Genomic DNA, 13,428 nt, shown 5'->3' with positions numbered 1-13,428 from the left:
CGAAAGCAAGGCCCTGTAGCGCAGTTGGTTAGCGCGCCGCCCTGTCACGGCGGAGGTCGCGGGTTCAAGTCCCGTCAGGGTCGCTCAATTTACTATTTCAATAGTAGATTTGGTGTCCACTTAGTGGTACCAGGCTCTGTAGCTCAGTTGGTAGAGCGTTCGACTGAAAATCGAAAGGTCACCGGATCGACGCCGGTCGGAGCCACGCAGGCCCTCGGTTTATCCCGGGGGTTTTACTGTGTGACTTGAATTTATTCAAAGCACTAGGCCCTGTAGCGCAGTTGGTTAGCGCGCCGCCCTGTCACGGCGGAGGTCGCGGGTTCAAGTCCCGTCAGGGTCGCACACTAAACAGAAGCTCCGGATTCCGGGGCTTTTGCTGTATCCAGGGGCAGTTAGTTCGCGCGGCCAAGATGCCGCGGACCAATCCAGCGATTGCTCAGCCGGCGGTATGCGGCGGCGGCGCTAGTCATGTCCTCGTCTTCCAACGCCTGAATGCCGTGCATCAAGTCGTTCGCGGAATCATCGGGCCACACAATTTCTGCCAACAGGCCATAATCCAGTTCAATGACCGATCTGTTGTCGAAGGATTCCAGCCATCCGCCAAGGCTGCCCAGCTCCTCGAAGAGCTGCGACTGCGGCGCATGGGATGCCAGCGCTTGGACTGCCCAAGCCAGGCGGTCAATGGCCTGTTCGAAAGTGGCGTACATGCGAACCGTCTTCAGCTGCTCACCGCTGTGAACCAGCTCGTGCTCGTCGTCCTCGCGGAAGAGGGCAAACCAGCCCAGCGGGATGCCCCATGAAGAGGTCCTCGTGTGCAGATGGGTCAGGTCATTGGCCAGGCGGTCGGCATCAACGCGTTGTGCGTTAGCTTGCCGCGCTGCCGGCGGTACCAGCAGGTCGAAAACCTCGGCCCGCATGGCTTCTTCGGCTTGTTCGGCAGCGAGCAGGCTGCGTGCCTGCAATTGCCCCGGGCAATAGCGCGTGTGCTCGGCCCCTTGGTAGTCCAAGGACTTCACGCTGCGGAAGAATTCCGGCTCATTATGCGGGAACGGGTCGGAGACATGGCGCAGGGTGCGGCTCCACAGCCGCTCGTTCTCGAAGTCATCCCACTGCTCCGCGGTGCGCCGCGGGGTACGCAGGATGATGGACTGGGCCCAATCCTCGAAAGCATCCAGCGGCTCGTAGACGCGCAGGTGCGCTGTAGCTGCGGTCAGCTCTGCGGCGGGCCCAATCATCTTTGCCGCCATGACTAGTCGGCCAGCTCCACGATGACCGGGGCGTGGTCGCTGGCGCCCTTGCCCTTGCGTTCTTCGCGGTCAATGCTTGCGCCGGTTACGCGTGCGGTGAGCGCAGGCGAGGTGAGCGAGAAATCGATGCGCATGCCTTCGCCCTTCGGGAAACGCAACTGCGTGTAATCCCAGTAGGTGTATTCGCCTTCGGTGTGCGGGCGCACGACATCGGTGAAGCCCAGCTCCTCGAAGGCAGCGAAGGAGGCGCGCTCTGGCGCCGAGACGTGGGTCAACTTGTTCTCGAGGAAGAAGTCGATATCCCACACGTCTTCGTCCTTTGGCGCGATGTTCCAATCGCCCATCAAGGCAATCTGCGCCTCGGGGTTTTCCGCCAGCCATCGGGCGGATTCCTGCTTGAGCACATCCAGCCAGTTCAGCTTGTAGCCCATGTGCTCATCATCCAACGCGCGTCCGTTGGGTACATACAGGCTCCAGACACGCACTCCGCCACAGGTTGCCGCGATGGCGCGAGGCTCCTGGATCGGATTCTTGCCGGCCTTGCCGAATTCCGGCTGCCCGGGGAAGGTGCGCTCAACATCCTCGAGGCCAACGCGAGAAGCGATGGCAACGCCATTCCACTGGTTGACTCCGAAGTGCGCTACCTCATAATCGTTGTTCTCGAACAGTTCCCAGGGGAAATTGTCGTCTTTGCACTTAGTTTCCTGGATAGCCAGGACATCTACATCGGTACGTCGCAGCCAGTCCTCAACACGGTCGGCGCGGGCTCGCAGCGAGTTCACATTCCAGGTTGCAATCTTCACTAGTTCAACCTATCAAGTTTGCTGTCTTGTGCCACTTCAATTTAGTTGGAAGTCCGAGTATATTCGACACTAGTAGGTGACCTCAATCACTCAAAGGAGAGTCTGTTGCCTGAGATTCTGACCGAACGCCGGGGGCACCTGGGGCTCATTACGCTGAACCGGCCGAAGGCCCTGAACGCCCTCAACGCGGACATGTGCCGCGACTTCCTCGACGTGCTGCTGGAATGGCGCGATGACCCGGATATCGCCCAGGTAGCGGTTATGGGCGCAGGGGAGCGCGGCCTGTGCGCCGGCGGGGATATCGTGGCGATCTACCGGGATATCTTGGACCGCAGCGGTGCTTCGGCTGACTTCTGGCGCATTGAATACCAGCTCAACGTCCTGATCGACGAGTACCCCAAGCCGTACATTGCGCTCATGGACGGAATCGTACTAGGCGGTGGCATCGGCATCTCGGCGCATGGCAGCCATCGCATAGTTACCGAAACCAGCCGTTGCGGCATGCCGGAAGTCGGTATCGGATTCTTCCCGGACGTAGGCGGAACGCATTTGCTGGCGCGTGCCCCGCATGCGGCCGGACGATTGGCGGCATTGACTGGAATGAAATTCAGCGCGGCCGACACCATCGCTTTGGGCCTGGCCGACTCGTATGTGCCCAAGGCCCGGATCCCCGACGTGCTCGCAGACCTCGAGGCCCAGCCGGCCGCGTCGGTGCTGGCCAGCTATGCCGAGACTCCGGATCCTGGCTTCCTGCACGAAGAATGGGTACAGGCCTTTGGCGAGGCAAGCACCCCAGCGGTCATGCGTGCACTGGAGCTGCACGACTGCCCGCAAGCCCAAGAGGCGTTGAAGGCATTGGGCGCCGCCTGCCCGAGCTCGGTGCGCTTGGCCGAAGAACTGATCCACCTGGCTGGATCGGATTTGAGAACAGACCTGCAACGAGAGTATCGGGCTGCCGTTCACCGGCTTGATGACCCCGATTTCGCCGAGGGGATTCGCGCCGCAGTCATCGACAAGGACCGCACTGCGCAATGGACGGAAGCAGTCCCGGGGCTAAGCCCGGGCCAGCGCACGCAACGGCATTTGGAGCCCCTGTTCGGGGCAGAACTAACTTTCGCACTGCTCGGTGAAGATCTAGCGGAAAAGAGCCACTCATGAACGCAAAACCAGTTATCGGATTCCTGGGCATGGGCCATATGGGATTGCCCATGGCCATCAACCTGCACAAGGCAGGCTACCGGATCAAGGGCTTCGACGTGGTTCCTGGCGCGGTGCAGGCCGCCCAAGAGGCAGGCATCGGCACTGTGGCTACCGGAGCCGAGGCGGCCGCCGGCGTGGACATCGTCATCACGATGTTCCCTTCGGGCAAGCACGTGCTCGATGCCTACCGCGAATACCTGCTCGATAGCGCCAAGCCCAATACGCTGTTCCTGGAGTGCTCCACAATCGACGTAGCGCAGGCCCGTGAAGCGGCGCAGCTTGCGGTCGCCGCGGGGCATCGAAGCGCCGACGCTCCGGTATCCGGGGGCGTGGTCGGGGCAGAAGCGGGGACTTTGACGTTCATGCTCGGTGCGCAAGCCGAAGATCTCGGAGAGATCACCCCGCTGCTGGAGCACATGGGCAAGCGGATCGTGCACTGCGGCGGGTACGGCGCAGGCCAGGCCGCCAAGGTCTGCAACAACATGCTGCTGGGCATCTCGATGATTGGCGCTGCCGAGGCCTTCGTGCTCGGAGAACGGCTGGGCTTGGAGCACCAGGCGCTCTTCGATGTCATTTCCTCCGCGTCGGGGCAATGCTGGTCGGTCACCACCAATTGCCCGGTGCCCGGACCTGTGCCTGCTTCCCCTGCCAATCGCGATTACCAGCCAGGATTTGCCGCAGCGCTGATGGCCAAGGACCTCGGCCTGGCAGCTAGCGCGCTGGAGCATACGAGTACCGATGCCCAGCTCGGCTCCCTGGCCGCAGCGCTGTACCGCAAGTTCAGCGATGAGGGCGATGCGGGAACCGATTTTTCCGGGATTATCAACGCGATCCGCGACGGATCGCTATAGGAAGTCCCCGGAGGCCTTGCGGAATCGGGCCAGGATCTCGAAAATCTCGGTGGCGTCGGTGCCGGAGAGATCGCTCTGGGCAAAGAGCTTTTCGTTCAGATCGCCGCGGGCCGCAGGCAGCACTTGCTGGCCTGCGGCCGTGAGTTCCAAAAGGCGGGTGCGGCCGTCGGTCGGGTGCGGGATGCGCCGCACCAAACCGGTGGCTTCCAGGCGGTCTACCGAGTTGGTCAGGCTGGTGGCGTGGACCTGCAGGAGCTGGCTGGCCTGGCTCATGGGCAGGGAGCCGCGCTTGGAGAAACCGAGCAAGGCGAGTACTTCGAATCGCGCAAAGGTCAGCCCGTGCGGCTTGAGGATGGCATCGGCTCGCTGCAGGTAAATCGATGCCGTGCGCATCACCGCGGTAATTGCGGCCATGGAGTCGGCCTCGGCTGACCATCCATGGGAAATCCATTGTTCCCTGGCTTGCGCGATTGGATCGCGTGAGAGCGGAGAAGTCATGTGCATACCCCCAAAAGAAGACTTAGTCCAACAATATACTTGGACATCCTATGGTTTGGAAGGAATCCCCGGATGGACCTCTTGAATGTGGCCGGAGAACTAAGTGGAACCGAACGGCAGCGACTGCTTGGAATCAGGCAGGTAGCGCAGCATCAGGTGCGCAAGCAGTCCGTTGGCTATTGGAACCGCGAAGAATTTCCGACCGAGCTGATCGGAAAACTGGCCGAACTCGGACTGGGCGGATTGCAGCTGGGGGACAGCTCGCATTTGCTGCGGGGGCTGATCCATGCAGAACTCGCCCGCGCCGATATTTCAATCTCATCCGTGGTCGGCATCCACAACGAACTGGTGCTCGGGATGATCCGCGAATTGGGGTCGGAAGAGCAGCGCGCGCAGTGGCTGGGCAAGCTCGCCGGCTTTGAAGCCTACGGCGCATTTGCGCTGACCGAACCGGAACATGGATCGGATATCGCCGGCGGCATACGGAGCACCGCGCAGCGCGACGGTGACCAGTACGTTCTGAACGGGGCCAAGCGGTGGATCGGCATGGGCACCTTCAGCGATTTCGCGCTGGTCTGGGCCAAGGACGAGGAAACTTCGCAGGTCGGGGCCTACCTCGTTGAAGCGGACCGCCCTGGATATAGCGCCTCCAAGATCGAACACAAGATCGGGCTGCGCAGCATGCAGAATGCGGATATTCGGCTGGAGAATGTGCGGATTCCCGTCGCGAATAAGCTTCCAGGGGTGACCAGCTTCGCTGCGGCAAACCAGCTATTGATGCAATCTCGCGCGTGGGTGGGGTGGCAGGCTGTCGGCGCGATGATGGCAACGCTCGACATCTGCAGCGAGTACGTCGCGCAGCGCCAGCAGTTCGGGCAGCCGCTGGCCGCTTTCCAGTTGATTCAGCAGCCCCTGGCCGAAATTGCAGGCAACCTGAGCGCCTGCCTTTCCATGATGGGCGATATTGCCCGCAAGCAAGAGCGCGCGGAATTGCACATGGTGGATGCGGCAATGGCGAAGTCGACTGCCACCCGCCTGGCGCGGGATTCGGCCGCCTTGGGCCGAGCGATGCTTGGCGGCAATGGCATTGTGAGCGATTTCGAAATGGCCAAGGTCTTCTGCGATGTCGAGATTCTCCATACCTATGAAGGCACCTATGAAATCAATTCGCTGATTGTGGGACGTGCCCTGACCGGAGTCAGTGCCTTCGTGTAGCCGGGGCATCCGTCCGTTGGAATCTTTCCAGCTAATTCATAACAAGTACTTTCCAAAGTGGAAAGTACTTGTTATGGTTGGGGAACCCGGAAGATCAAAGCCAAAGGAGCAGGACAATGAAGATGCCATTCAGCACCTGGTACACCATCATCACCGTTGCGGCAGGTCTGGCCTTCGCGGCAATGGCCATGACCGCCTATGCCACGGGCAACAACTCCCTGATCTTCATTGGCATGGGCTTCTTCATGGCAATTTGCATGACCATGACGTCCGTCTACGCACAGCGCCAGCAGAAGGCTCGCAAGGCGGCCAGCAAATGAGTTCCGGCAAGAAAATGAGCCCTGAAGAGCAACTGGCCGCCCTGGGGTCGGCGCGGCAGGGAATGCAGCGTGCCGCCGGGTACGGAGCCAAATTGCTGGGCACCTATTGCATCATCTTGGGAGTGCTCATGGGCGGCCTGGCCGCACTGCTGCAGGTCTTTCGTCCCGATGCGGATTTTATCGGCTTCATCGTCATCATGGCGTTGTTCTGCGTATCCGTTGCAGCAATGTCCTTGGCTTACGGGAAGCTCTACCGCTCGCTGCCGCGCGGGCATTCCAAGATGTATCTTCGGGGGTTCATTGCGAGCATGGTGCTTTACGCGGTGGCAGTGGCCTTGCTCGGGGCGGGACCCATGGGCTGGGGCGCCATCGCGTTGATCTGGATTATCGTTGCCGCGCCGTTGTTCCTGACCGGAATTGCGATGGTGCGCAAGTGAATGCCCATGCTCGCGAACGGCTCAACGACGACTTCTCCAACCCGGTACGGCTTTCACTGATGGGCTCCTTGCAAGCCGTGGACGAAGCCGATTTCAAATCCTTGAAAGAAGCCATCGGCATTTCGGATTCGGTGCTTTCCCGGCATCTGAGCGCACTGGAAGCCGGCGGTTACGTGCAGATCAAGAAAGGGTATGTGGGCAAAAGGCCTCGTACCTGGGCGAAGCTGACTTCAGCTGGGCAGGAGGCCTTTGCGCAACATGTCCAGGCGCTGAAGGAAATCACCGGCTTGGGGTAATCCTTAAGCGCGCCACCATTTGTCCCAGTAGGTGGCCGGTACGGTGCGCTTGTGCCGGGATCCCACGAAGCGCCTTTCGATGACCTCGGCTGCCGCAGGGTCAATCTCGCGGCCTTCGAGGTAGTCATCAATCTGCGGATAGGTCAGGCCAAGTTCCTCTTCATCTGCGCGCAGCGGCTGGCCGTCCAGCAGGTCCGCGGTAGGCTCCTTGGCCCACAGCAGCTCAGGAGCCTGCAGCTCGCGCAGCAGTGCCTGGTTCTGGCGCTTATTCAGCCCGGCCAGGGGCAGGAGGTCCGCTCCGCCATCGCCGAACTTGGTGAAGAAGCCGGTGATCGATTCGGCCGCGTGATCGGTGCCCAGGACCAGCATCCCGCGGTCCCCGGCCATGGCGTACTGCATGATCATCCGGGTGCGGGCCTTGAGGTTTCCGCGGTTGAAATCGCTCAGCGCCAGGTGGCCCGCATCGGCCAGGGCTTCATCGAAAGCGGCGACAGGCTTTTGGATGTTCACCTCGAACTGCTCGTCGGCAGCCACGAAATTCATGGCCGCTTCCGCATCGGCCGCATCCTTCTGCACGCCATGCGGCAGGCGCACCGACACGAAGCGCGCCTCGCCGCCGGATTCGCGCACCTCTTCGACGGCCAACTGGGCCAAGCGGCCAGCCAGCGTCGAATCGATGCCGCCGGAGATGCCCAGCACGAAACCCCGGGCACCGGTAGCGGCCAGATAGTCCTTGAGGAAGTCGATACGACGGCGAATTTCGTCGGCCGCGTCGATTTCCGGGCGCACGCCCAGCTCTTCAATGATCTTTGCTTGCAGTTCACGCATGCTTCTAATCCTAGGCATGAGCCCTCGCCGTGCGGTACCGCTGCACAGGCTGGGAACGAAAGTTAATCTGTTCTCAACAAATCCCGGAGGGGCTATTCGGAATCCTGGTCCGGGTCCCAGCCGAGATTGCGCGCGATCTTCTCCAAGGCTTCGACCACCGCGTCATATTCGGAACCGTCCAGATCCTGGCCGAACTGGGTGCGGATCTTTTCCACGAGCTCACTGAGCTTGAGCAACGAGGTGTGGCCCCGATCGGTGATGGAATACTCGCCGTTGATTGCCGTAACCCAGCCGGATTCGATCAACTCGGCAAGGTGCTCTGTCAATGATTGCGGTTCATCCGGCGAGGCGAAGAACGGGGAAAGCCCGGCGTCCAATTGCGCCTCGGTGGCAGGTTGCTGCTCCAGCAGGTTGAGCACCTGCCATTGCCTGCGTGTCACACCGTGCTCTTCCAAAGTCGCTGCAAACTGCTCGTCAATCAGCGAATCCACCAATTTCAGCCAGTAACCCAAGGGGCGTTTTGCGTTCATGGAATCAGCCTAGCCATGATGCCGACTAGAATCGAGGGTATGAGCGAAACCAGCGCCCGTGAGCGACTAAAAGAACTGATCCAAGAACTAGCCATTGTGCGCGGCAAGGTCACCTTGTCCTCGGGCAAGGAAGCTGATTACTACATCGATCTGCGCCGTGTAACCCTGCACCAGGAAGCCTCGGGCTTGGTTGGCGAAGTCATGCTTGGCTTGCTGGACGAGGCCAAGCTGGAATTCAGCAATGTGGGCGGCTTGACCATGGGCGCTGACCCGGTAGGCACCGCCATCATGCACACCGCCCGGGCCAAGGGCCGCGCCATCGACGCTTTCGTGGTCCGCAAGGCGCAGAAGTCCTACGGCATGGGCCGCCAGGTCGAGGGCCCAAGCGTCGAAGGCCGCGATGTCATCGTGCTCGAGGATACTTCCACCACCGGCGGTTCGGCGCTGACCGCTGTCGAGGGCGTGCGCAAGGCCGGCGGCAACGTGATTGCCGTGGCCGTGATCGTTGATCGCGACACCGGAGCCAAGGAACGCATCGAAGAAGAAGCCGGCGTTCCGTACCTGTTCGCCTACGGCAAGAACGAGCTGGGCCTGTAGCCGGCAAGCGATTCCCTGCACAGCACCTCGTTGCCCACCGGAGAATTCCCGGTGCGCGGCGGGGTGCTCTGCTTTTCCCGGCTAGCTGCTGCGCGCGGGGCCCGTGGTCTCGCGCGGGACGAGCACGGCAGGCAGGTGGCCGGGGGAGCGGACGTCCTCGCCCGCAAGCAGGCCCAGCAGCATGCTCACCGCCTGGGCGCCCATCTCATGCAGCGGCTGGCGCACGGTGCTCAGCGGGGGAGAGGACTGTGCCGCGGCCGGGATGTCATCGAAGCCGATGATCGAAAGATCGCCGGGAACCTGCAGCCCGCGCTCGCCGGCCACCTGCAAGGCGGCCAGGGCCGAGAGGTCATTGGCCGCGAAGATCGCCGTGGGCGGCTGGGGCAGGTCCAGCAGGTCATGGGCGGCCTGCACCGCGGCATCATGCTGGTAATCGCCATCGTGCGACAGCTGCCCATCGAATTCCACGCCGGCCTCTTCCAGCGCTTGGCGGTAGCCCTGCTCGCGCAGGTGCGCGGAAGCCAGGTCCCCGCGCCCGCGGATGTGCCCGATGCGGCGATGGCCCAGATCCAGCAGGTGCCGGGTGGCCGTATAGGCCCCGGAACGGTTGTCCACGTCGATGGCGATCGGCATTTCCGGACCGGCATGCGGGTCAATGGCGACGACCGGCACCGAGCTGTGCGGGACTTCCACGGTGGGGGTGACGATGATGGCGCCGTCGATCAGCGTTCCGCCCAAGCGGGACAGGGAGCGGCGTTCCCAGCCGGCATGCCCTTCGGGGGAAAGGTTGCCCGCGTAGGCCATTAAATCGTATTGGGTTCCGCGCAGGGTTGCGGAGATGCCGTTGAGCAGGCCCAGCGAGAAGGGCTCGAACTCCGCCACCAGGATGCCGATGATGTTGGTCCGGGTGCTGCGCAGCGAGGAGGCGACCAGCGAGGTCTCGTAGCCCAGTTCGCTGATGACCTGGTGGACCTTGGCGATGGTGGCCGGGGCGACCCCGTAGCGGCCGTTGACGACCTTCGAGACGGTGGAGACGGAGACCTGCGCGGCGCGCGCGACGTCGTTGATGGTCACGCGTGCGCTGGAAGGCTCGCCGGGGATCTGCGGCTGCTGGGCATTGGCGATCCCGGGGATTCCGGTCTGAGGGGTCATCACGTCACTAACAGTAGCGCAAAATACTCCGGAATTCCGTGACTTCACGGGGGCATGACGACCGATTGCGGATCTTTCGACAACGTTTTCGCAATGGATTTCGAAAACGTTATCGAAAACGATTGACATGACCTGCGTCACGGTGCAATTCTTGGTGGAGCCAATCGCCTGCCGTCCGATGCCGGCAGGTCTTCATCACAGCTGAGGAGCACGAGCATGTTATCCAAGATCCGAGGTGCGCAGATTCTGGCGCTGGCCGCCACGACTGCCCTGCTGGCCACCGGCTGCGCCGCCGATGCAGGCCAGGAAGGGACGTCGGCAGACGGAACCACCACCATCACCTGGTGGCACAACTCCAATAACGGCGACGGCAAGGCCTACTACGAACAGGTTGCAGCCGACTTCGAAGCCGCCCATGAAGGGGTGGAGGTCGAAGTCAGCGCCATGCAGCACGAGGACATGCTCACCAAGCTCGATGCGGCCTTCCAGAGCGGCGACGCCCCGGATGTCTACATGGAACGTGGTGGCGGGGAGCTCGCAGCCCACGTGGCCGCCGGGCTGACCAAGGACCTGACCGAGGCGGCCTCCGAGGAAATCGCCTTCCTCGGCGAGAACGCCGGCGGCTGGCAGCTCGATGGCAAGACCTACGCCTTGCCGTTCTCGCTGGGCGGTGCGGGGTTCTGGTACAACAAGGCGCTGTTCAAGGAAGCGGGCATCGACTCGGCCCCGCAGACCTTCGATGAACTGATTGCGGCCACCGGGAAGCTGAAGCAGGCCGGCATCGACCCGATTTCCATCGGCGCCGGCGACAAATGGCCGGCAGCCCACTACTGGTACTACGCGGCAGTGCGCGAATGCTCCCAGCAGGCCCTGGCCGATTCGGTCGCCAATCTCGATTTCAGCGACCAGTGCTTCACCAAGGCCGGGGAAGACGTGGACCAGCTGATCAAATCCGAGCCATTCAACCCGGGCTTCCTCTCTACCCCGGCGCAGTCCGGCCCCACCTCCGCTTCGGGCCTGCTGGCCACCGGAAAGGTAGCCATGGAATTGGCTGGCCACTGGGAGCCAGGGGTCATGCAGGGCCTGACCGAAGACGGCACTGGCATGGGGGAAGACGCCGGATGGTTCCCCTTCCCTGCCATTGAGGGCGGCCAGGGCGACCCGGCCGCGCAGCTTGGCGGAGGCGACGCCTGGGCAGTTTCCGAAGGCGCCCCCGACGCGGCGGTGGACTTCGTGAAGCACATGCTCTCCGACGAGGTCCAGCGCGGTTTCGCCGAGCTGGACATGGGCCTGCCGACCAACCCGGCGGCCAAGGACGCGATCTCGGATCCGGCATTGGCTTCGCTGATGGACGTGCGCGACAAGGCGCCATATTTCCAGCTGTACTTCGACACCTCGTTCGGCGCCTCCATTGGCGGGGCCATGAACGACGAGATCGCCCTGCTCTTCGCCGGCAAATCCGACGCGCAGAAGATCGTCGACGCCAGCCAAGATGCCGCTGACCTGGAGAAGTGATCCACGCCGTGGCCCCAGAAGTAACCTACGCAGCCAGTCCGCCAGCCAGCGGTGGCCCAGGGCTTTCCGAAAGGCGGCGTTCCACGCCAAGCGGACTGCCGCCTGCCGGTGCCAAGCGCACGCGCAAGCCCGCGCAGCGGCGCAAGAACCTGGAGATCCTGTTCTTCGTCAGCCCGGCATTGCTGCTGATCGCGGTCTTCATGCTGGTCCCCATCATCCAGGCCGTGCGCTTCTCGATGTACAACTGGAAGGGCTTCGGTCCGCTGGTGGACTTCGTGGGCTTCAAGAATTACGTCCGGGTGCTGGGCAACGAGGTGTTCACCGATGCCCTGGTCCATAACCTGGTCATCATCGGCGGCTCCATCGCCCTGCAGCTGCCGATCGGCCTGGGCATCGCCCTGCTGCTGAACCGGAAGATGAAGATCCAGTCCCTGCTGCGCACCATCATCTTCGTGCCCTACGTGCTGTCCGAAGTCATCGCCGGGGTGGTCTGGTTCCAGCTGCTGCAGCCGCAGTACGGGGTGATCGACACCATCTTGTCCAAGCTGGGAATCCAGGGGCCGGCCCAGGGCTGGCTGGGCACGCCGGAACTCGCTTTGTGGACCGTGCTGGCAGTGCTGACCTGGAAGTATCTTGGCCTGGCGGTGATCCTGTTCCTTGCCGGGCTGCAGGGGGTGCCGTCCGAGCTCTACGAAGCGGCGGAAATCGACGGCGCCTCCTGGTGGCAGATCCAGCGCAAGATCACCATCCCGCTGCTGGGCCCCACCCTGCGCACCTGGGGCTTCTTGTCCATGATCGGCTCGCTGCAGCTCTTCGACATGGTCTGGATCCTCACCGGCGGCGGACCGGCCAACGCCACCACCACGATGGCCAGCTTCCTGGTTTCGGAAGGAACCAAGCGCCAGAACTTCGGGATCGCCGCGGCCGCCTCGGTCATCTTGTTCATCGTCGCCCTGGTTCTGGCCATCTCCTACCAGCAGTTCATCCTCAAGCGGGATTCGCAGCCCGATGATGAGCGCACGAAGCGGAAGAAGGCCAAAGCATGAGCGCCACCCTGGCTACCAGGCCCCAGCACACCCCCGCCCAGGCAAAACGCGCCAAGAAGCGCAACGGCCGGCAAGGCGGAAACGTCCTGGTCTACGCCATCGCCTTGGCGGTTGTCGCGATCACCCTGGGCCCGGTCCTCTACGGGGTGCTCGGCGGGTTCCGCACCAACGCGCAGCTGGCCGAGAACCCGGCAGGCCTTCCCGAGCCGTGGGTGCTGGAGAACTACGCCGGCGTGCTGAAGAACCCGGATTTCTGGCAGTACGCGCTGAACTCCACGATGATCGCGGTGATCACCACCATCGTCGTGGTGGTCTTCGGCATCATGGCTGCCTACCCGCTGGCCCGCTACACGTTCCGCCTGCGCGAGCCGATCTTCATGGTCTTCGTGCTTGGCTTGCTGTTCCCGGCCACCGTGGCGATTGTTCCGCTGTTCATCCTGATTACCCGGGACCTGGACATGGGCAACACCTGGTGGGGCGTCGCCCTGCCGCAGGCGGCCTTCGCGCTGCCCATGACCGTGGTCATCCTGCGCCCCTTCCTGATGGCGCTGCCCCAGGAGCTGGAAGAAGCCGCCCAGCTCGATGGCGCCAGCCGCATCGGCTTCTTCTGGAGGATCCTGCTGCCATTGTCCGGGCCGGGCATGGTCACCGTCGGCGTACTGGCCTTCGTCGGCTCGTGGAACGCCTACCTGCTGCCGTTGCTGCTGCTGCAAGGGGATATGCGCACCTTGCCGCTGGGCGTCGCCGACTACTCCAGCGAGCACTCGGCCGACACCGCCGGCGTCTTCGCGTTCACCGCGCTGGCGATGATCCCGGCACTGATCTTCTTCCTGGCCATGCAGAAGCGCATCGTCAATGGACTGCAGGGCGCAGTCAAGGGCTGATCCGCCCCC

Annotated in this window: 16 protein-coding genes and 3 tRNA genes; 13 read left to right on the top strand and 6 right to left on the bottom strand. The window is 62.7% G+C overall.

The features are described 5' to 3' along the window. Positions 1-9 precede the first annotated feature (9 nt). From AAZQ98_RS12615 to AAZQ98_RS12605, 3 genes are all read left to right on the top strand, one after another. Positions 10-83, top strand: a tRNA-Asp gene (locus tag AAZQ98_RS12615). Between the two features lie 49 nt (positions 84-132). Further along, positions 133-205, top strand: a tRNA-Phe gene (locus AAZQ98_RS12610). Between the two features lie 61 nt (positions 206-266). Continuing rightward, a tRNA-Asp gene (locus AAZQ98_RS12605) sits at positions 267-340 on the top strand. A gap of 52 nt (positions 341-392) precedes the next feature. Here the strand turns inward: AAZQ98_RS12605 and AAZQ98_RS12600 are convergent. Both AAZQ98_RS12600 and AAZQ98_RS12595 read right to left on the bottom strand, forming a co-directional pair. Further along, complete coding sequence (locus AAZQ98_RS12600; protein ID WP_286134704.1) at positions 393-1,247, bottom strand: hypothetical protein; 855 nt, start codon at positions 1,245-1,247, stop codon at positions 393-395. 2 nt (positions 1,248-1,249) lie between these two features. Next, positions 1,250-2,050, bottom strand: coding sequence for an exodeoxyribonuclease III (locus AAZQ98_RS12595; RefSeq protein WP_105657885.1), 801 nt, complete (start codon positions 2,048-2,050; stop codon positions 1,250-1,252). Positions 2,051-2,155: 105 nt separating this feature from the next. Here AAZQ98_RS12595 and AAZQ98_RS12590 point away from each other — a divergent pair, with 105 nt between their 5' ends. Together AAZQ98_RS12590 and mmsB are read left to right on the top strand one after the other, a co-directional pair. Next, complete coding sequence (locus tag AAZQ98_RS12590; protein WP_434692711.1) at positions 2,156-3,208, top strand: 3-hydroxyisobutyryl-CoA hydrolase; 1,053 nt, start codon at positions 2,156-2,158, stop codon at positions 3,206-3,208. Next, positions 3,205-4,101 carry a 3-hydroxyisobutyrate dehydrogenase gene (gene mmsB, locus AAZQ98_RS12585; protein WP_332727630.1) on the top strand — a complete coding sequence of 299 codons (897 nt, stop codon included), beginning with the start codon at positions 3,205-3,207 and terminating at the stop codon, positions 4,099-4,101. Before AAZQ98_RS12590 ends, mmsB begins: the two co-directional genes overlap by 4 nt. Here mmsB and AAZQ98_RS12580 read toward each other — a convergent pair. Beyond that, entirely contained in the window at positions 4,096-4,599 is a 504-nt protein-coding gene (locus AAZQ98_RS12580) for a MarR family winged helix-turn-helix transcriptional regulator (RefSeq protein WP_105658003.1), read from the bottom strand. The genes mmsB and AAZQ98_RS12580 overlap by 6 nt on opposite strands. 72 nt (positions 4,600-4,671) lie before the next feature. On the opposite strand from AAZQ98_RS12580, the gene AAZQ98_RS12575 reads away from it, so the two are divergent. The 4 genes from AAZQ98_RS12575 to AAZQ98_RS12560 all read left to right on the top strand — a co-directional run bounded on the left by AAZQ98_RS12575 (position 4,672) and on the right by AAZQ98_RS12560 (position 6,867). Then, entirely contained in the window at positions 4,672-5,814 is a 1,143-nt protein-coding gene (locus tag AAZQ98_RS12575) for an acyl-CoA dehydrogenase family protein (RefSeq protein ID WP_402473745.1), read from the top strand. Positions 5,815-5,930: 116 nt separating this feature from the next. After that, the gene (locus tag AAZQ98_RS12570) at positions 5,931-6,134 is read left to right on the top strand and encodes a hypothetical protein (RefSeq protein ID WP_402473744.1); all 204 of its coding nucleotides are present in this window, start codon (positions 5,931-5,933) and stop codon (positions 6,132-6,134) included. Beyond that, positions 6,131-6,571 (top strand): hypothetical protein, encoded by a 441-nt coding sequence (locus AAZQ98_RS12565; RefSeq protein ID WP_402473743.1) that lies wholly within the window; start codon positions 6,131-6,133, stop codon positions 6,569-6,571. Before AAZQ98_RS12570 ends, AAZQ98_RS12565 begins: the two co-directional genes overlap by 4 nt. After that, the gene (locus AAZQ98_RS12560) at positions 6,568-6,867 is read left to right on the top strand and encodes a winged helix-turn-helix domain-containing protein (protein ID WP_105657891.1); all 300 of its coding nucleotides are present in this window, start codon (positions 6,568-6,570) and stop codon (positions 6,865-6,867) included. The genes AAZQ98_RS12565 and AAZQ98_RS12560 overlap by 4 nt, the downstream gene beginning before the upstream one ends. A 3-nt stretch (positions 6,868-6,870) precedes the next feature. On the opposite strand, the gene nadE is transcribed toward AAZQ98_RS12560, so the two are convergent. Together nadE and AAZQ98_RS12550 are read right to left on the bottom strand one after the other, a co-directional pair. Further along, positions 6,871-7,695 carry an ammonia-dependent NAD(+) synthetase gene (gene nadE / locus AAZQ98_RS12555; RefSeq protein WP_402473742.1) on the bottom strand — a complete coding sequence of 275 codons (825 nt, stop codon included), beginning with the start codon at positions 7,693-7,695 and terminating at the stop codon, positions 6,871-6,873. A 92-nt stretch (positions 7,696-7,787) separates the two neighbouring features. Next, positions 7,788-8,225 (bottom strand): MarR family winged helix-turn-helix transcriptional regulator, encoded by a 438-nt coding sequence (locus tag AAZQ98_RS12550; RefSeq protein WP_434692706.1) that lies wholly within the window; start codon positions 8,223-8,225, stop codon positions 7,788-7,790. A gap of 39 nt (positions 8,226-8,264) precedes the next feature. Between AAZQ98_RS12550 and pyrE the strand changes: the two genes are divergently transcribed. Next, positions 8,265-8,822 carry an orotate phosphoribosyltransferase gene (pyrE, locus tag AAZQ98_RS12545; RefSeq protein ID WP_400291028.1) on the top strand — a complete coding sequence of 186 codons (558 nt, stop codon included), beginning with the start codon at positions 8,265-8,267 and terminating at the stop codon, positions 8,820-8,822. A gap of 81 nt (positions 8,823-8,903) precedes the next feature. Here the strand turns inward: pyrE and AAZQ98_RS12540 are convergent, their stop codons facing one another. Further along, positions 8,904-9,974: a LacI family DNA-binding transcriptional regulator gene (locus tag AAZQ98_RS12540; RefSeq protein WP_105657895.1), complete on the bottom strand. Its 1,071-nt coding sequence runs from the start codon at positions 9,972-9,974 to the stop codon at positions 8,904-8,906. Between the two features lie 216 nt (positions 9,975-10,190). On the opposite strand from AAZQ98_RS12540, the gene AAZQ98_RS12535 reads away from it, so the two are divergent. From AAZQ98_RS12535 to AAZQ98_RS12525, 3 genes are read left to right on the top strand one after another with little or no spacing between them, the layout of a single operon-like run. Then, positions 10,191-11,489 carry an ABC transporter substrate-binding protein gene (locus AAZQ98_RS12535; RefSeq protein WP_434692702.1) on the top strand — a complete coding sequence of 433 codons (1,299 nt, stop codon included), beginning with the start codon at positions 10,191-10,193 and terminating at the stop codon, positions 11,487-11,489. 8 nt (positions 11,490-11,497) lie between these two features. Further along, positions 11,498-12,535 carry a carbohydrate ABC transporter permease gene (locus AAZQ98_RS12530; protein ID WP_105658004.1) on the top strand — a complete coding sequence of 346 codons (1,038 nt, stop codon included), beginning with the start codon at positions 11,498-11,500 and terminating at the stop codon, positions 12,533-12,535. After that, complete coding sequence (locus AAZQ98_RS12525) at positions 12,532-13,419, top strand: carbohydrate ABC transporter permease (RefSeq protein ID WP_105657897.1); 888 nt, start codon at positions 12,532-12,534, stop codon at positions 13,417-13,419. Before AAZQ98_RS12530 ends, AAZQ98_RS12525 begins: the two co-directional genes overlap by 4 nt. Positions 13,420-13,428 lie beyond the last annotated feature (9 nt).

Source organism: Glutamicibacter sp. Je.9.36 (assembly GCF_051129975.1).
Lineage (GTDB): Bacteria > Actinomycetota > Actinomycetes > Actinomycetales > Micrococcaceae > Glutamicibacter.
The sequence above is the reverse complement of the archived record's forward strand: the minus strand, read 5'-3'. Positions and strand labels throughout refer to the sequence as shown.